The organism is Atopobium sp. oral taxon 416 (assembly GCF_018128285.1).
In the GTDB taxonomy this organism is placed as follows: Bacteria; Actinomycetota; Coriobacteriia; order Coriobacteriales; family Atopobiaceae; genus Olsenella_L.
The window spans coordinates 1,145,200-1,162,003 of sequence record NZ_CP072380.1 but is presented as its reverse complement, the minus strand read 5'-3'; the positions used below and the strand labels follow the sequence as shown (position 1 = coordinate 1,162,003).

Annotated in this window: 15 protein-coding genes and 1 riboswitch; of the genes, 3 read left to right on the top strand and 12 right to left on the bottom strand. The window is 55.7% G+C overall.

Features of this window, described 5'->3' with window-relative positions; genetic code table 11:
- Positions 1–474: 474 nt before the first annotated feature.
- From J4859_RS06315 to J4859_RS06295, 5 genes are all read right to left on the bottom strand, one after another.
- Complete coding sequence (locus tag J4859_RS06315) at positions 475–618, bottom strand: hypothetical protein (protein WP_212334324.1); 144 nt, start codon at positions 616–618, stop codon at positions 475–477.
- A 258-nt stretch (positions 619–876) separates the two neighbouring features.
- Positions 877–2,247, bottom strand: a complete 1,371-nt coding sequence (locus J4859_RS06310) for an NlpC/P60 family protein (RefSeq protein WP_212334322.1) — start codon at positions 2,245–2,247, stop codon at positions 877–879.
- Positions 2,248–2,584: 337 nt separating this feature from the next.
- A complete protein-coding gene (locus J4859_RS06305) occupies positions 2,585–3,658 on the bottom strand; it encodes a LacI family DNA-binding transcriptional regulator (RefSeq protein ID WP_212334320.1) in 1,074 nt (357 codons plus the stop codon).
- A complete protein-coding gene (locus tag J4859_RS06300) occupies positions 3,646–3,972 on the bottom strand; it encodes a transposase (RefSeq protein WP_256436836.1) in 327 nt (108 codons plus the stop codon). The genes J4859_RS06305 and J4859_RS06300 overlap by 13 nt, the downstream gene beginning before the upstream one ends.
- Before the next feature lie 407 nt (positions 3,973–4,379).
- Positions 4,380–4,517, bottom strand: coding sequence for a hypothetical protein (locus J4859_RS06295; RefSeq protein WP_212334317.1), 138 nt, complete (start codon positions 4,515–4,517; stop codon positions 4,380–4,382).
- Positions 4,518–5,321: 804 nt separating this feature from the next.
- Between J4859_RS06295 and J4859_RS06290 the strand changes: the two genes are divergently transcribed.
- A complete protein-coding gene (locus tag J4859_RS06290) occupies positions 5,322–6,542 on the top strand; it encodes a hypothetical protein (protein WP_212334315.1) in 1,221 nt (406 codons plus the stop codon).
- A 13-nt stretch (positions 6,543–6,555) separates the two neighbouring features.
- On the opposite strand, the gene J4859_RS06285 is transcribed toward J4859_RS06290, so the two are convergent.
- The 4 genes from J4859_RS06285 to fba all read right to left on the bottom strand — a co-directional run bounded on the left by J4859_RS06285 (position 6,556) and on the right by fba (position 10,426).
- Entirely contained in the window at positions 6,556–7,287 is a 732-nt protein-coding gene (locus J4859_RS06285; RefSeq protein ID WP_212334313.1) for an energy-coupling factor transporter transmembrane protein EcfT, read from the bottom strand.
- Positions 7,284–8,693, bottom strand: coding sequence for an ATP-binding cassette domain-containing protein (locus J4859_RS06280; RefSeq protein WP_212334311.1), 1,410 nt, complete (start codon positions 8,691–8,693; stop codon positions 7,284–7,286). The genes J4859_RS06285 and J4859_RS06280 overlap by 4 nt, the downstream gene beginning before the upstream one ends.
- Positions 8,690–9,253 carry an ECF transporter S component gene (locus J4859_RS06275; protein ID WP_212334310.1) on the bottom strand — a complete coding sequence of 188 codons (564 nt, stop codon included), beginning with the start codon at positions 9,251–9,253 and terminating at the stop codon, positions 8,690–8,692. Before J4859_RS06275 ends, J4859_RS06280 begins: the two co-directional genes overlap by 4 nt.
- Before the next feature lie 64 nt (positions 9,254–9,317).
- Positions 9,318–9,410, bottom strand: a riboswitch (TPP riboswitch).
- A gap of 143 nt (positions 9,411–9,553) precedes the next feature.
- Positions 9,554–10,426 carry a class II fructose-1,6-bisphosphate aldolase gene (gene fba / locus J4859_RS06270; protein ID WP_212334309.1) on the bottom strand — a complete coding sequence of 291 codons (873 nt, stop codon included), beginning with the start codon at positions 10,424–10,426 and terminating at the stop codon, positions 9,554–9,556.
- A gap of 333 nt (positions 10,427–10,759) precedes the next feature.
- Between fba and J4859_RS06265 the strand changes: the two genes are divergently transcribed.
- On the top strand, positions 10,760–12,073 hold the full coding sequence (locus tag J4859_RS06265) for a hypothetical protein (protein ID WP_212334307.1): 1,314 nt from the start codon (positions 10,760–10,762) through the stop codon (positions 12,071–12,073).
- A gap of 145 nt (positions 12,074–12,218) precedes the next feature.
- Here the strand turns inward: J4859_RS06265 and dapD are convergent, their stop codons facing one another.
- The gene (gene dapD / locus J4859_RS06260) at positions 12,219–12,932 is read right to left on the bottom strand and encodes a 2,3,4,5-tetrahydropyridine-2,6-dicarboxylate N-acetyltransferase (protein WP_249113779.1); all 714 of its coding nucleotides are present in this window, start codon (positions 12,930–12,932) and stop codon (positions 12,219–12,221) included.
- 2 nt (positions 12,933–12,934) lie between these two features.
- Complete coding sequence (locus J4859_RS06255) at positions 12,935–14,245, bottom strand: diaminopimelate decarboxylase (RefSeq protein ID WP_249113778.1); 1,311 nt, start codon at positions 14,243–14,245, stop codon at positions 12,935–12,937.
- A gap of 178 nt (positions 14,246–14,423) precedes the next feature.
- Between J4859_RS06255 and J4859_RS06250 the strand changes: the two genes are divergently transcribed.
- The gene (locus tag J4859_RS06250; protein ID WP_212334301.1) at positions 14,424–15,563 is read left to right on the top strand and encodes an amidohydrolase; all 1,140 of its coding nucleotides are present in this window, start codon (positions 14,424–14,426) and stop codon (positions 15,561–15,563) included.
- Here J4859_RS06250 and J4859_RS06245 read toward each other — a convergent pair.
- A complete protein-coding gene (locus J4859_RS06245) occupies positions 15,560–16,720 on the bottom strand; it encodes a pyridoxal phosphate-dependent aminotransferase (protein ID WP_212334299.1) in 1,161 nt (386 codons plus the stop codon). The genes J4859_RS06250 and J4859_RS06245 overlap by 4 nt on opposite strands.
- Positions 16,721–16,804 lie beyond the last annotated feature (84 nt).

Below are 16,804 nucleotides of genomic sequence, written 5' to 3'. Positions count from 1 at the left end.
TCGGCAAGAAGCGTCGCTTGCGAGCCTGGATTGACAAGGGCGCAGGCACGCAGCCATGCCCAGAAGTCGACTCCCTAAAGCTTCTTTTTGCCTGTCTGCGGGCGTCCTCTCCTCCCAGACAATCCCGTGGCGGCAAGCAGGGTGGGCACGCGCTGGTGTACCTTCTTCTGCTGCCTTAAGGTCGTCGAGGGCACACACCGCGTCCCTTTAGCCTTGCTATCTCCTTGGTGGGTACCCACATCCTGTGGAGCTTGTCTGCATCTGCCATGCCTTGCGAGCCTCATGGAGTCGTTCCTGTCGTTTTTCCTCGTGCGGGAGTAGGCAGAAGGTGGACATCCTCGAGGGCGCTATGGGCACGACCTTTACATCCTTGGTCGTTGAGCATCCGTGCAGGGACAAAGCCCGTGCAGCCTGCCTCGCAAGACGCCGATGGCAGGCTTTCAGAAGCACTCCTGCGCCATCCATGCCCTGATGTCAGACTACGGGTTTGTTGCGGAAGGAGCACAGCGCAGTCTCTCCCGCCTTAAGGATGAGGGCGCACAGCATCGTCATCCTCGAATGGCTGTCGATCCTAAATGCCGTCCCCATGCCTGCCTTGCTGATGGTAGTCTTGTCCATAGGGGCCTTCCGGTTCTCGTTGCTGCAGCAGCAATCATTCTGGGCCTTGAGAGGCCCTGCTTCAACTCAGGCGGCAGGCCCTCCCTGCTCTGTGGGTTCGGGTCATATCGTCTAGAGGAGGGCCGCGCCCCTCTGTCTTTGTGCGCACTGCGCTTCGGGCATCGGCCCACAATTTTTTTGAATCGAACTAAAAAATTCCCTGGATGATTTTTTGCGTCATCCAGGGAACTGTTAGCTCATTCTATATAGCGGACTCAATTAGCCGTTATAGTGACCGATCATGATCGGGCCACCCATGATGTAGATCGTGCAGTACTCAACAGTCATGCCCGGCTGCGGTGCGTGAATCATCTGGCCACCGCCAACATAGACGCCGACATGGCCATTGAAGAAGACCAGATCGCCCGGCTGTGCCTGTGCAAGGGAGACCGGCGTGAACAGTGCGCGCTGTGCAGCATCGTTGTGCGGCAGGAAAACTCCGGCTGCAGCGTAGGCATTCATCGTTAAGCCAGAGCAGTCGATACCGGAGCGGCTAGCACCACCGTAGATATACGGCACACCAAGATAGCTCTGAGCGGTGGCGACCACAGTACCGAGGTTGACACCGCTGCTCACCGGCTGTGAAGGCCGAGGCTGCGGCGCGGATTGCGTCGGCCGAGTTGATTGAGGCGGCTGCGTGGATTGCGTCGGCCGAGTTGATTGAGGCGGCTGCGTGGATTGCGTCGATTGGGTTGACTGAGGCGGAGTGCTGTTGTCCGACGTTATCGGCGCAGACCAGGATTGACTCGACTGATTGTTACCGCTGCCAGAGTTGACGCCGCCGCCATTGTTCGGATGCTGGTTGGCATCATTTGCCTGTCTGATAGTATCGCTGTCAGCGGTTGCTCCACCCTGATCGTTATTGCCGGAATCGGAACCAGTGAGGGTCCGCAGGGAGCTCACATAGTCGCTCAGCGTCAGATCATCCGTAGAAGCAGGCGCCTCTTCGCCGCTGGCCTCAGCCTGACGGGTGGTCTCTTCCACCACGGCGTTCTTCACGTCGTCAGAAAGCCCATTGATAAAGTCCTTCTGTCTGTCGATCTGTGACTGCATCGTAGCTGTCTGGTTGGTCTGCTGGTTGTAGAGGGACTCTTCCTGGGATTTCTGATTCTCAAGTTCATTCTTTTGGGAATTGAGGTTATCCTCAAGCTCCTTGATCGAATCAATCTGCGCCTTATCGGACTCCGCAACCTTGTCCGCGTAGTAGACACGCCCGACGAAGTCATCGAAGCTTTCGGAATCCAACACAATGGAAAGAAGGCTCACGCCGCCTGTCTTGTAGTTCGAGGAGACGCGCTTACTGAGCGTTGCCTGTTGCCCCTCAAGCTCACTCTGCTTTTGGACGATATCGTCATTCAGAGAATCAATCTTGCTCTGCGTATCGCTCAGCTGAATTGCCGTACCATTGAGCTGTTCCTGGGATGCAGCGAGCTGATATCCCATATTCGTCAATTGCGTGTTTGCGTCATCAAGCTGCTGCTGCAGTGAGCTTGAATCCTCGGCAAGAGCGGGAACTGAGACTGCCCCAAAGGTACCGCCGAATGCAAGTACAGAAGCAATTGCAAATGCAACTGTTCTTTTACCGGTCATAAAGCTCCTTTCAGTATCACATATTTTTTGTTACCTGAAACTGCTATTTATGTCGCAGCCTTGCTATACTTTTGTATAGTTTACCAGTCCTGAGTTGATGAGCAAATATTGAGTAGATAAATAACCCACATTTCCTGCGGGTCTTCTCTAACCGCTACCAAATCTCATAGATACATCACAAACATACAAGAAGTAGTATCTAAAACCTGTTATACTACTACAGCTTGTGTAACAATTATGACACATTCACTAACAGATGCTGGCACGCAACTGCGACCGACGCCTGTTTTTGGATACATATTTTATGTTTACTGAATAGGCTTTCCCTCGCCCGACACTACAGCAGCGCGATATTCGCCTCGCTGTCAGTGACATGAGCAGAAGCCGGATTGATGTTCTTGACGGAATCCTTGATCACCAAACGGGGCTTCAGAACCCGCTGGGTAATATCCCCCTGCACCGGAGCATCCTTGCCGGCGTTTACGCGCGCCATCAGGAGCTCCACGGCATTTCTCGAGAGTTCTGGCACATTCTGCTCAATCGAAGTCAGGGCTGGCTCAAAGATGGAGTCCGCAGCGCTGTTGTCGTAGCTAACGACCGAGATGTCCTTCGGTACTGAGAGCCTTTCCTCAGTGATCCTCTTTAAGAGCCCTAAGGCAATGTTGTCGGAGCTGGCAAACACTGCGGAGACCCCGCTCTTCAGAACATCATGCGCCGCCGTATAGGCATCTGGGATGAAGTAATCAGTCTCGAAGACGAGTGAGCCGTCGTATGTGAGTCCATGGTCCTCCAGGGCCTGCTTATAGCCGATCAAGCGGTCACGGCCGGTATTCGAATTCAGGTTGAGCATCGCCGCGATGTGGTCGTGCCCCTGTTCGATCAGATAGTTGACTGCCATGGAGGCACCCATCTCATTGTCGTAGCGTACCGAATCACAGGTGAGTCCTTCGATAAAACGGTCGACCATTACATAGGGGCAGGGCAGCTGCTCTAAGGTATCGACCAAGTTCTGGTCCGCCTCGGATTCCTCTGAGGCAACAAAGAAGATCCCGTCAGCGCCGCGGTTGACGAGAAGACGCACCAACTCTGCATCGTTTTTAGCGGTGCCGTCAGAGTTCGTGATCAGAAGCATATAGCCCTGCTTGCGGCACAGAGTCTCAATGTTGTGTGCTAATGAAGCGAAGAAACGACTCTCAATGTTCGGAATCACCAAACCGAAGCTGTGGGAGCACTGAGAGACCAGGCTCCGGGCAATCTGGTTCGGCACATAGTGCTTCTGCAATGCCACGTCTTTGATCTTCTGCCGAACCGGTTGGCTCACCCGACAGGGTCTGCCATTAAGCACCAACGAAACTGTCGTCGGAGAGACTCCTACTGCCCGCGCTATATCCTTCAGCGTTACCTTTGCCATACCGCTTCCCCCTTTTTCGGGTGGCACGCCTGCGTGTGCCACCCGTTTTTCGGCTCTTCGACGTCTCTAGTGGGTAGTACAGGCCAGCTGTCTCTGGGCCGAGAAGTTGAGTTTTCCAGTCTGAGGAAGATCATCGTCTTGAAGTAGGACATGTTCCTGAAGCCCCTAGCAGCACTTTCTGCTGACTGGACGAGGGAGTTGAGCCCTTTGAGGAACGAATTGGTGGATCCCTTCTCCCACCAGTTCAAGATTCCCTTACGCTCCTGCCTAAAGGTACCTGCCATCCTCTTGATCTTAGCTACGGCAGAGTGCATCGTCTACGAGCAGAGCCGGTCTGAGGCTTTGGTTGTAGATTTTCTGTCGGGGCAGCCATAGACGTCCTGCATCGCTTTGCCGTCTGGCAGGCACGCGCCTCCCTGAGATGTGTCTTCGCAGGGTCGAGCTCCTCTCTCTTCGCAAGCTGGCACTTTGTGAGGCTCTCCCACCTCTTTAGCCATACGTAGTTCGTCTGGGTAAGTATCCTTGTGCTTCTCTGCCGACTCGCGCCTCTCCATCCCCCTCACAGGGTCTGTCGCCTTTGTGAAGAGCTGCCACCACATGGAAGCTGTCCAGGATTTGGGCGGCCTGGGGCATCACTGCGGTGACTCTCAGGAAGTTATGTCTTTGCCATGTCGCGCATGACCTCTAAGCCCTTCGTCTGGTCCCTGTGTGCTCCTTAAGCTCATCTCAAAACCTTTACACCGCTCCCTTGTCCTTTGCCTTCCGTGATGGCGTGGGTGCGCTGGCGGTTGAGATCGGCCATGATGCTGATACAGCTTTGGTCGCACCTTTTGGCGGTGTCGCCTGTACCCACACGCACGACTCTGGAATAGTCTGCTGCATCCCTCGCCTTCGATGTCGCCTTCCCAAGCAGTCTCCATATGCGCGTGGGCTGTCTCGTGCAGAGGTTATCGCTACAACGCTCATGTCGAAGAGCGCTATCACGTATCAGCTGGGCCTCAAACAGCGCCGTGATGCGTCTTTGGACGGATCTTTCAGGGTATCCTTGCGGCATGCACGCCGTCCTTGGGCCCTCAACACTGCGCCGTGCACGGTCGTCTCGTATTGCCAGATGTCGAGATGCCACAAGGTCTTCTCGCGCGTCGTAGGTGCCGCAGCGCCTGTGGCAGGCAGGGCTCACCACTTACCTGTCCCTGACGTGTGCCACCCTCACAGGGAGGATTTCCTGCATTCATCTGCGCTTTTCGAACCAGACGTCTGTAACCTCCATTCGTCTCTAAGCCCCAGGGGGCTTCTTAAAAAGCCTTGCCAGCATACCTGCTTTAAGCATCCATATCGCACCTTAGGACCGCATCCGTCGCCAAAATCTTGGCTGTCCAGGTACTACGTGCTCAAGGGGATGCAGAAGTGCTACCCACCATAAGTAGCGAAGTGCCTTTTAAAAAGCGTAGCACGTTGGGTAAAAACTTTATCCACGCATCGGCTGAATGGAAGCGGATTGGTAAACGGTATATGCAGGACCCATGCCTCCATACACACCCGACACCACACTTTTGAGGTTAATGTCTTATCTTTCAGGAAGAATGTTGCATATGATACGTGGTGTACTATATATAGAGCGATAACGCTGGATGCAATCTATATGGTGGGAGGGCAGCGCTTCTTGGCAGAAGACAGACACACAGGTTCCAGGCGACCAGCCAGCCCCCAACCGTACAGACATATTGCTCGTCCTCCTTGGAAAAGACCAACACACAGTACAAGTTCGAAGCACCCCTGGGGCCGTCGGTGGCATCTGCAGGCACAAGCACAGAAACGCAGTACTGCCCCCGCTCCACGGTACACCACCGCGACCCAGCTGCGTGCGTTTGTCGCGATCGCCGTCATCATTCTCGCAGTCGTTCTCACAGTTCAGATCCACTCACTCGTCACCGCCTCAGGCGAAGGCGATCCCGGTGAAGCCCAGGAGCAGAGTGAAGATCAGGAAAAAATCTCTGAAGAGGAGCGGGACAACCAGGACGGGACTTCAAGCGAAGAGACAGTGACCGACTCCGGTATCGCCTATTCCGGGCAGGCCTCCTTAGACGGCAGCCCCGCGCTTGAGGACCTGGAAGAGGCCCTGCAGCAGTGCAGGGACAACGACATCACTGTCTCGATCGATCTACACGATATCGATAAAGAGAACGGAAGTCGAATCACCTATCAACCCGAAGACCGTGTCTACTCCGCCTCCGCTATCAAAGGCCCCTACAGTATCTTTGTCTATCAGGACTTGGTGGAGACAGGCAAGCTCAACCACGATACAGTGTATCCGTTCGTCAAGAACGTAATCAACCAATCCTCCAACAGCGACTATGCAAGCCTGAGAACGATGTCAGAGGAGTCCGGCTGGTCAGCGTGGCTCGCCGACGCCGGCATCGACACCGACAGCCACGATATCCCCTTTGACTACAACTGGTACGCGGACATGTCCGCCCGCGAGTTTGTCCTCGCCTGGAAGCAGGGCTACCGCTACCTCACCTCAGGCACCGACGACGCTAAGGAACTCTCACAGCTCTTCTTAACGACTCCGAACTCACCCCTGCATATGGTGCTGGGCAACACCTACCAAGTCTGGTCGAAGGCAGGTTGGTTCTCCGATGAGACAGAGGACGCTTCGCCCACGATGAACGACGCCGGCATCGTCTTCTCCGACACCGGTCCCTACGTGATCGCCGTCTGCACCGATTCCGCTTCAGACTCCAACCTCGTGAACCGCATCGTCAACGACCTCAACTGTTGCCACGGGCAGCTCACCGGTGGAAACTCTGCGCCGCTGTGGAACCCCTCCACTGCAATTCCCTCCGCATCTGAGAGTGTGACACAAAACGACACCGATATGTAAAGAGTTGGGAGCCCTACCAGGGCCGGATCACGAAAGCGCCCACCGCGAAGAGCGCGATGAGTACAACTGCTAAGACCCACTGCCAGATGGGACACACGTCCTCAACAAGCTCGGTGCGCGGGGCCCCTTCGCTGAACCCCTCAGACGTCATCCCCTGCGCCAAATCCCCCGACCAGTTGAGCGCGGTGATAATGAAGCGCAGATAGAGCCGCGGCTGCCAGAGGTGGTACTCATCCCCGCGCAGCATCGCGGAATACATAATCCGCTTGTACTGGTCATGGATGCTCTTCACCAGATTAAAGGAGCCGAGCAAGCCAAACACAAAGGTATTGGAGAGGTGCAAGTGCTGGTGGAGGCTGGTTAAGACCTCCTCTGCCCCTTTTGTCATCGTCACCATCATGCCTAACGCCAGATAGGCATACACACGCGTCCCATAGAGCCAGGCGGTGTGCGGCGCATGATTGACCGCAAAGAACATGAATGAGGACCAGGTACCCAACGCCAACGGAAAGGCCACTGCTAGCGCGATCAGCGCGGTCTTGAGACGTGCACGCATCGCTGCGAGGTAGATGAATCCGAAGGCTATCACAATCAGGTTGAGGATGATTGACTGGGAAAAGCCGATCAGGATCCCCACCCCCAGCATTGACACAAAGAGGACGGAGGCATTGAGCCCCCGCAGCTCAGAGCCCTGCTGTCCCGATCCCATACGGTCCGTGAGACGGTCTGCGCGGTTGTTGCTCATTGCTCCTCCCCCAACAGATTCAGGTGTTGATCCTCAAGCCTGAGCTCGTAGTCACAGGCCTCTGCGACCTGCGCACGCTGATGGGAGGCCACGAGCACCGCAGGCTCCAGAGCCTCAACCGTCTGGCAAAGGAGATTCAGGACCACCCGGACCGAGGCGGCGTCGAGCCCTGCAAAGGGCTCGTCAGCCAGCAAGGTCGGCTGTCCCATAATCAGCATGCTCAAGAGCTGCAGCTTCTTCTGTTGCCCTCCCGAGAGCCGGTACACCACATGTCTCTCAAGTCCGGTGAGACCTAATTCCTCAACGGCGCTGGCGATGCGTTTCTTGTCCCAATACTTAGGCTGCAGCGAGTGCTGTGCAGAGAGGGAAAGCTCGTCTTCCATCGTGAGCGTGACGAACTGATCCTCACTCGACTGAAAGGTCAGCCCTACCTTCATGGCCCACTCCTTGGGCTTAAAGTTCTGGGCATCCTGCCCCTCAAAGGTGAGCGTCCCTGTGTAGTCATGTTGGCAGGAGAGCACTTTGAACAGGGTAGACTTTCCCACCCCGTTGTCTCCGGACAAAAGTCCGACCTGCCCTTTGGGAAGGGTGAAGCGGCTGTCCTTCACAAGGGTCCGCTCCCCCGCCCCATAGCTGAGATCAGACCAGGAGAACAACCCCGATTTCAGGGGATGCGGGGTAACCCTATGCTCCTCACCGGACTTCCCCTCCGGCAGCATGTCGAGCGGCTTCTCGGTGAGCTCGTGGGTTTCCCCGGAAAGCGAAAAGAGCTTAGTCGCAATCCCCCGGTAGCCTTCCAGCTCGTGGTCAGCCAAAAATATGGTCGTGCCTTCCCGTGTCTGTAGCCCTTTTAAAACTTTCAGAATATAGGCACGTCCATGCACGTCTACATTGGCGAAGGGCTCGTCGAGCAGGATGATCTTGGAGCGCATCGCGAGCACGCAAGCGAGCGCCACGCACTGCTGCTCACCACCGGAGAGGGTGGTCACAATGTGCTGAGCCAGGTGCTCCAAATTGAGACGCTTCAGGACTTCCTGTCGACGCTCTGCAACTTCCTCTTTAGGTACCTGCAGGTTCGCGCAAGCAAAGTCGATCTGCTGTGCGACCGTGCGCATACTGAATTGCCGGGCGGGATGCTGGAAGAGCATCGAAACCCGCTGAGCACGCTCAAAAGGCATACAGATCCCGGCCACCTGTCCTTCCAGATAGACGTTGCCGGAGGTGATGGTGCCGCCGTAGCGTGGATAGAGGCCGGCGAGCAACTTCAGCAGCGTCGACTTGCCACTGCCGGAAGGGCCGCTCAGGACTGAGAATTCGCCCAGCGGCACCTCGAAGTTCTGATGGGAAAAGATCAGGATGTCGCGGTAGCGAAAACTCAGGTCTTGTGTTTTAAGGGAAAGCGTCATTTGTCAAGCAAGCCCGTCTTGTTGACAAGTTCGGCGATCTTATAGACCAGCACGCCGGAGAAGAGGCCGATTGAGGCGAAGCGGATGATAAAGAGGGCAATGCACATGCCTACGCCGTACTCCGCATAACCACTTCTCAGCAGGTCCCAAGCGAAAGTGATGATCGTCGTCCACAGGGCACCCCAGAAGAGTCCAGCTTTGTCCCAGTTCCTGTAGCGGCAGGTAGCGAAGCCCAGCTCAGAGCCCAAACCTTGGACTGCTCCGTTGATCAGGTCGCCGACGCCCCAACTCGAGAAGAGAAGCATCTCGACTGCGGCAGCCAGGAACTCACTGATAATTGAGACACCACGGCGCTTGAGCAGGATTCCCGCCAGCGGGCCTGCCATAACCCAGACACCTAAGGTGATATCGTTTGCAAAGGGCTCAAGCGGGGTTGCGGCTAGAAGATAGTAGACATAGCTCCAGAGCTGATAGATGATCCCGAAAAAGATCGCGATGATCGCGAGGAACACCACTTCGCGGATCGTGAACCCTCGTTTTTGTTGGTCGATGGTCTGCACGTTTGATCACTCCCTCTATTGTTCGAGGGGCTGTCAGAATGCATCGGCGGCGTTCAGCAACGCCTGCATCCAAATGGAAGCTCCCTTGCGCTGGTATTGTCCAGATCAGGTTCCATGGGTTTTCTCAGCCACGTTCGTGGCACCCCAGCCTCTCAGTGCACTTTCAGGGATACCAAAGGGTACGCATGCTGTCAATGAGCAGGACACAACGTACAAACGCCCGTTACAATGCAGTGTCCCCCACTTCCTTACGGAAACGGAGGACACAACCTAGCTCAGACTATAGGTAGTTATTAGTGACTACTCCCAGCCTTTGCCGACGGAGCCGAACTCTTCCATAAGCTCCTTGGTGCGGACAACGATAGCCTCTTTTCCCGGCTTTAAGACCTTACGAGGATCGTAGCCCTTCTCGAGCTCGTCCTTCTTCTCCTCATAGTACTTCTTGGTTGCTGCGGAGAAGACAACCTGCAGGTCGGTGTTGACGTTGATCTTGGAGATACCAAGGGAAATTGCCCTCTTGACCTGGTCAACAGGAATGCCGGTGCCGCCATGAAGGACAAGCGGGAGGTCTCCAACTTCCTTCTTGATGTTGCCGAGGACATCAAACTGCAGGCCCTTCCAGTTCTTCGGATACAGGCCGTGGATATTACCGATGCCACAGGCGAGAAAGTCAACGCCGAGATCAGCGATGGTCTTGCACTCTTTCGGGTCTGCGATCTCACCCATGCCGGTGACGCCGTCCTCGGTGCCGCCGATACCGCCGACCTCAGCCTCTACGGAAATGCCCTTCTTATGAGCGATGCCGACGAGCTCCTTGGTGTGCTCGACGTTGATGTCGAAGCTCTTCTCGTGAGAGCCATCATACATGATCGAGGTGAAGCCTGCGTCCATAGCCTCGAAGCATGCCTCATAGTTGCCGTGGTCGAGGTGTAGGGCTACCGGTACCGTGATGTTCATGTTCTTAACGAGGGTATTGACAATGTTGTAAACGACGTTGTAGCCACCCTGATACTTTGCAGCGCCCATGGAGCACTGAACAATCAACGGTGACTGCTCCTCTTCAGCTGCCGTAAGGATTGCCTGAGCCCACTCAAGGTTGTTGGTGTTGAATGCACCCAGACCATAGTGGCCCTTCTCAGCTGACTGAAGCATGTGTGTTGCATTAACGAGCATCTTAAAACCTCCGTCTGACGGTTTTGACAAGCACGTACTCAGCTAAGTATTACACTTTTACCGGATTATTTCACTATCTGAACCAGGCAGAACAGAGATTTTTTCGGCAAACGTGGCCCTCTGCGCCGTTAGATGCCTAAAATGTGTAGAATTGAGTAGAGCAACCGAGCGATCCTTCCGCCTCCATATGCCTGCTTTCAGTATTTCCACACAGATGTGAAGGATCAAAAATCAATCTCTGCGACACACATCAGAGCCATACCTAACTTCTATACTGTAAGATTCGATTTCACCGATATATACGTCTGATACATACTCAAGGGGGAATCTCCTGTGACAGACAGCGATAAGACGCAGTACTTTTCGCCCGAACAAAGAAATGATGCCGCACACTTCAAAGAGGATGCGGACAAAACCGTAGCCGACCCGGACATGGCTAAGCGTGCCCGCGTTGCCACCGAAGGCGAGGCTGACCGAACGGTCGTCGAGCCCGGCATGACAGATAGGCGCGCCCAGCGCGTCCCGACACAGCGGCGCTCAACCTATTTCAAAAAACAAGCCACCACCCGTTTCTATCAGGACGCCGACAATCCTTACTACCAGCCGCAGACCAATCCCTACCAGGCGGTCAGCAACAGCCAGGCGGTTGCGGCGCAGCCTGAGAAAAAGGACAAGGGCATCTTCTCCGATATCTCCTTCGCCCAGGTCCTGGCAACCGGGCTCTCAGCAGTCACCTCAACCCTGCTCTCCGGCCGTATCGGTATCGCAGGCTCACTCATCGGTGTCGGTCTCGGCGCCGGTATCTCTGCGATTGTCACGAGCGTTTACAAGAACATCCTGTCCCGCTCCGCAAGCAAGATCAAAGAGAACCTCTCCAACCACGGCAATGAGCAAGTCCAAGGCGTGATGGATTCCTCCGAACTCGACAACTACGAGATCGGCCCGGACGGCACCCGCATCGCTTCCAAGAAACTCCTGAACAAGGAGAAACAGCGCCAGAGTAAGACGAAGCGCAATATCGCGATCGTCACGACGATCGCGGCTGTCGTCGCGGTTATCATCACGGCTGTCATTATCAACACCGTCACCGCCGGTGAAGGCTTAGGCCAGAAGACCGCGATCCTCAATCCCGCACCGCAGGAGGAGACCACCGGCTCTGGCCTCAACAAGGATACCGGCAATCAGACAGCTGACAGAAGAAACCGTGCGAATGAGAGCGACACCAACGACGAGACCGCCAATGAGAACGCATCCGCAGTCGACCAGGAGAACACAACCGGCACTGATACGGGCACGACCAGTGATACCACCAGTGGCACGACGTCCAGCACCGACAACACGGCATCGGGCAACACCGGCTCAAGCAGCTCCACGGGTGCCACAACCAACAAGAGTGGCTCTACCCCGAACAGCACAAGCGGCAGCTCCCAGAGTAGCACCGGATCGAACAGCAGCTCTACAACGAGTGGAAACACCGGCTCCAACACCTCAGGACAGAGCAGTTCCAGCTCCTCCACGGGCACCAGCGGCACCGGTTCTTCAACCTCCGGTTCACAGAATGGCAACAGCTCTTCGAACAAGGGCAACAACACTTCCTCCTCAGCCGGGAGTGGTTCCTCAAACTCAACAATGAGCAGCACGAATTAACCGGCTCAGGTTCAGAACAAGGGCATTCAGGCAACGGCCTTCACACCTCAGGTGTGGGGGCCGTCACTTTTTGTATATATGTGTGTCTGTTGACACCTGTCCCTGTCGAGTTCATCTATCCTGAGCTCGACAGGAAGCAAGCACCTTACAGATTGCGCAGGGCGTCAATCAGAGCCGTCTTGCTCTCGGTTTCGGCATCCCTCATCTTGACAACCTTTGCAGGGCATCCGGCTACGACAGCATTCTCCGGCACATCGGAGATTACGACGGCGCCGGCAGCCACGACCGCGCCTTTGCCCACGTGGACGCCTTCGATCACGACCGCGTTAGCGCCGATCATCACATCGTCGTCGATCGTGACCGGCTTAGCGCTTGCGGGCTCCACGACACCTGCGAGGACGGTGCCCGCCCCGATGTGGCAGTGTTTGCCTACGATCGCGCGGCCGCCGAGGACGGCACCCATATCGATCATCGTGCCCTCACCGATCACGGCGCCGATGTTGATCACGGCACCCATCATAATGACCGCGTTGTCTCCAATGGAGACCTTCTCGCGGATAATAGCGCCCGGTTCAATACGGGCATTGATGTTCTTCAGGTCAAGCAGCGTGACACCGGAGTTCCGGCGGTCATTCTCGATCTCGAGGTCTTGGATCTCATCCTCGTGCGCCGCCAGGATCGGCTGCAGCTCAGACCAATCCCCGAAGACGATGTGCGAAGGCCCGTCGCCGAAGACATGGGCATCTCCCCAGTCGATCTTGGAGCCTTCCTTCAGATTCAAAAAGAGTTTCACCGGAGTCTTCTTCGGAGCCGTCGCGATGTAGTCGATAATGTGCTGAGCATCCATTTCTTCACGCATGGTCAGTGTTCTCCCCTTTCGAGTTTTCTGTCGTAGATCGCCTGTAGTGTCCTGTAGATCGGCAGGCAGTCAAGCGTTACAAAGTAGTCCATCGGTGTCTCACGCCGACGCATGAGCATCGTGCTGCCGTCTTCCCGCAGAAGGATCTCCGCCGAACGCAGCTTACCGTTGTAGTTATAGCCCATCGCATGCCCGTGGGCGCCGCAGTCGTGAATGAAAAGAAGATCACCGGTCTCAACCTCAGGCAGTGGTCGATGCGTCGCAAACCTATCTGAGTTTTCGCAGAGCCCACCCGTCACCGAGTAGGTGTGGTTTTTAGGTTCATCCTCTTTTCCTATCACCGTAATGTAGTGGTAGGCGCCGTAGAGCATCGGGCGCATCAGGTCTGCCGCACAGGCATCGACGCCCACATAGTCGTCGTAGGTGTGCTTCAGGTTGATAACGCGGGTCACGAGTGCGCCGTAAGGCCCTAACATGAAGCGGCCCATCTCGGTCGCGAGCGCAACATCCTGCATCCCAGCAGGCTTCAAGATCTCATCGAAGACCTGATGTACTTTCTCGCCGATCACCTCGATGTTGTTGGCGGGATCAGTAGGCTTATAGGGAATACCCACGCCTCCGGAGAGGTTGATCAGGGTCACGTCGGCGCTGAGCTCCTGTTTGAGTCTCACCGCCAGCCGGCACAGGAACTTCGCTACCGTCGGATAGTAGTCATCGCTGAGCGTTGCCGAGGCAAGTAGCGCATGGAGTCCAAAGCGCTTGACCCCCTTGCTCTGCAAGTAGCGGACTGCCTCGATAACCTGATCCTCGGTGAAACCGAATTTTGCATCCTGGGGACTTCCGAAGATCCCATTGGCGAATTTGAAGGCCCCACCCGGGTTGAAGCGCAGACTGATGAAGTCCGGAAGCTTGTCGATCACCGACTCCAAAGTCTTGATATGGGTGATATCGTCGAGATTGATCTGGGCGTACAGCCGATGCGCATAGGCAAAGTCTGCGGCAGCGGTATCGTTGGAACTGAACATGATATCCTCGCCGGGGACACCCATCGCTTCCATCAGCATGAGCTCCGCTTCACTGGAGCAGTCAAACCCAAAGCCGTATTCGCGCATGATCGCGAGGATTATGGGATTCGGGGTCGCCTTCACGGCAAAATACTCTTTGAATCCTTTGTTCCAGGAGAATGCGGCTTTGACTTTGAGCGCAGTATCCCTGATCCCCTTCTCGTCGTAGAGATAAAAGGGTGTCGGATACTTCTTCGCGATCGTCTCCAGCTGCTCTTTCGTGCAAAATGGCCGTCTGATGGCTGTCATGTAGCCCTCCATCCGTTGTCGCGTTTGCACAGAACGTAGCCATTATACGAAAGTATGGCACAAGGCTCCACAGATCCGTAACAGATTTGATGCATGGGGAAAACGTTGAGCAGCACTTCTCCACCCTATAATGAAAGGATAGAGCCGTTTATTTCAACACGAAGGGCGGGCTGTACCTATGGCAGAACCAACTGTAGCAGACCTGCGCCGCTGGCGGCGCGACCTGCATCAAATACCCGAGACCGACTTCGATCTCCCTGAGACGATCGCCTATGTGGAACATGAGCTCGCTGAGGTCATCGACACCCTCCACGACAACGGACAAAAAGCTCAGATCTTAAAACCCTGTAAATCGGCACTGTGCCTCTTTGTCGACCGAGGCTCAGAACATGCCACAGCCCTGCGCTCCGATATGGACGCGCTCCCGGTAACCGAGAAGACCGACCTCCCCTTTGCCTCAAAACACACAGGACGCATGCACGCCTGTGGCCACGACGGGCACATGGCGATGCTCATCGGGTTGGCGCACCACGTGGCGGAGCACGCCGATGAACTCCCCCGCTCAGTGCTCCTCGTCTTTGAGCCTGCGGAGGAGACCACCGGCGGCGCAAAGAACATCGTGCAGTCCAAGATCTTCGACGATCTGCATGTCGACCGGATCTTCGGGTTTCACCTGTGGCCCGATCTCCCTAAGGGAATGCTCGCCTCACGCCCGGGAGCGCTCTTAGCAGCCTCCCACGAAACTACGGTCACCTTCATAGGAAAAGCCTCCCATATCGCAAAGTCAGAGCAGGGCTGTGACGCCCTGGCGAGCGCTGCCATGTTCTACAACGACTGCGCAGCCTACCTCAATCGATGCGCCACACAGGAACCCTGCCTGCTCAAGTTTGGCCACATGCAGGCCGGAGAAGTGAGAAACCAGATCGCCGGACGGGCTGTACTCGAAGGCAGCCTACGGACCTTCTCAAACGAGATGGATGGGCGGATCAGACAGCAGGTCCCTGCTATCGCGGAGAATGTCGCACAGATTCAGGGGTGCACTCAGGAGACCTACTTCAACGAGGGGTATCCCCCAGTCCTCAATGATCCTGCCCTCTTTAAGCAGACCAAGACGGCGCTCGGCGACGAGCTGCATACCATCGACAAGCCACTTTTGATCTCCGACGACTTCGCCTGGTATCAGAAGGTGCTCCCGGGCGTCTTCCTGCTCCTGGGGACGGGCACCCACATCCCGCTACATTCATCGACCTTCAACTTCGATGAGGAGATCCTGCTCGTCGGTTTGCATACCTACGAGAAACTGATCCGCATTCCTTAGCAACGCAGCTTTTTCACAAAAGTGGCAAGACGCTTGAGACCTTCACGTAAGGTATCCTCATCAGTCGCGTAACTCAGCCGGACGAAGCCTTCTGCCCCGAAGCAGTTTCCGGGGACGAGGGCAACTCCGACTTCTTTTATGCTCCGCATGCAGAACTCCCGGGCACTCAGCTGCCTACCTTCTTCGTCGCACAAACCTTTGATTGAGGGAAAGGCATAGAAAGCCCCTTCTGGAACGGTGACCTCAAGCCCCATCTCTTTGAGGGCCTTGATCACAATATCCCGACGCTTCTGATAGCTCTGCCGGAACGGCTCCACATCGCTGGCTAACGCTTTCACGGCGGCATCCTGCGTGAAAGAGACCACTGAAGAGATTGTGTACATGTGGACCATCGAGAGTGGACCCATCAGCTCCTTAGGCGCCGCAAGCCATCCCAGCCTCCATCCGGTCATCGCATAGGGTTTGGAGAAGCTGTTCACCACAATCGTGCGGTCTTTGAGCTGAGGGTAGGCTGCTGCGAAGCTCATATACTCATCGGTGTAGACCAGCTTCTCATACACGCTATCCACCAACACGTAGAAGTCATGCGCTCCGGCAGCCTCTGCAATCGCGGCGAGGCTCTCCTTACTCAGGATACAGCCCGTCGGATTGGTCGGCGACGCTAAGACAAACGCCTTAGTGCGCGGGGTGATCGTTGCCTCCAATCTCTCTTTATCGATCTGGAAATGGTCCGGAGTGGTATCGAGGGATACGAACTTTCCCCGGGCGATCGTGGTGATGGCACCGTAGAGTAAGAAGTTCGGGACCGGTACGATCACCTCATCCCCTGGATTTACGATCGTCATGAGTGCCGCAAAACAGGCTTCAGTAGCGCCTGAAGTCACAATGATCTGATCCGGGTCATAACCAATTCCCTCATCTGCCATATACTTGCTGATCGCTTCTTTGAGCTCCTGCGTCCCATTGTTGGGTGGGTAGTGGGTCTTTCCCTCCTGCAAAGAGCATGTGACCTCAGCTCGAATCGGCTCAGGGGTCGTTTCACCCGGCTCTCCCAAGGTCAATGCGATACACCCTGGCGTCTGTGCCGCCATCCTGTTGAACACCCGGATCTCAGAGGGTTCAAGCGCCGAAAGACTGTGATTGAGGCTGAGTGGCATAAGTGATCCCTTCTTCTAAAACGCAACATTGGATATACCTGTTGTAGGTTACTGCATCCTCAAGGCGGTATACACGCCGAAAAG

Coding starts and splice junctions, on each gene's coding strand:
- J4859_RS06310 (WP_212334322.1), bottom strand. CDS start 2,247: ATGACCGGTAAAAGAACAGTTGCATTTGCAATTGCTTCTGTACTTGCA.
- J4859_RS06255 (WP_249113778.1), bottom strand. CDS start 14,245: ATGACAGCCATCAGACGGCCATTTTGCACGAAAGAGCAGCTGGAGACG.
- J4859_RS06285 (WP_212334313.1), bottom strand. CDS start 7,287: ATGAGCAACAACCGCGCAGACCGTCTCACGGACCGTATGGGATCGGGA.
- J4859_RS06300 (WP_256436836.1), bottom strand. CDS start 3,972: ATGCACTCTGCCGTAGCTAAGATCAAGAGGATGGCAGGTACCTTTAGG.
- dapD (WP_249113779.1), bottom strand. CDS start 12,932: ATGCGTGAAGAAATGGATGCTCAGCACATTATCGACTACATCGCGACG.
- J4859_RS06280 (WP_212334311.1), bottom strand. CDS start 8,693: ATGACGCTTTCCCTTAAAACACAAGACCTGAGTTTTCGCTACCGCGAC.
- fba (WP_212334309.1), bottom strand. CDS start 10,426: ATGCTCGTTAATGCAACACACATGCTTCAGTCAGCTGAGAAGGGCCAC.
- J4859_RS06305 (WP_212334320.1), bottom strand. CDS start 3,658: ATGGCAAAGGTAACGCTGAAGGATATAGCGCGGGCAGTAGGAGTCTCT.
- J4859_RS06245 (WP_212334299.1), bottom strand. CDS start 16,720: ATGCCACTCAGCCTCAATCACAGTCTTTCGGCGCTTGAACCCTCTGAG.
- J4859_RS06250 (WP_212334301.1), top strand. CDS start 14,424: ATGGCAGAACCAACTGTAGCAGACCTGCGCCGCTGGCGGCGCGACCTG.
- J4859_RS06315 (WP_212334324.1), bottom strand. CDS start 618: ATGGACAAGACTACCATCAGCAAGGCAGGCATGGGGACGGCATTTAGG.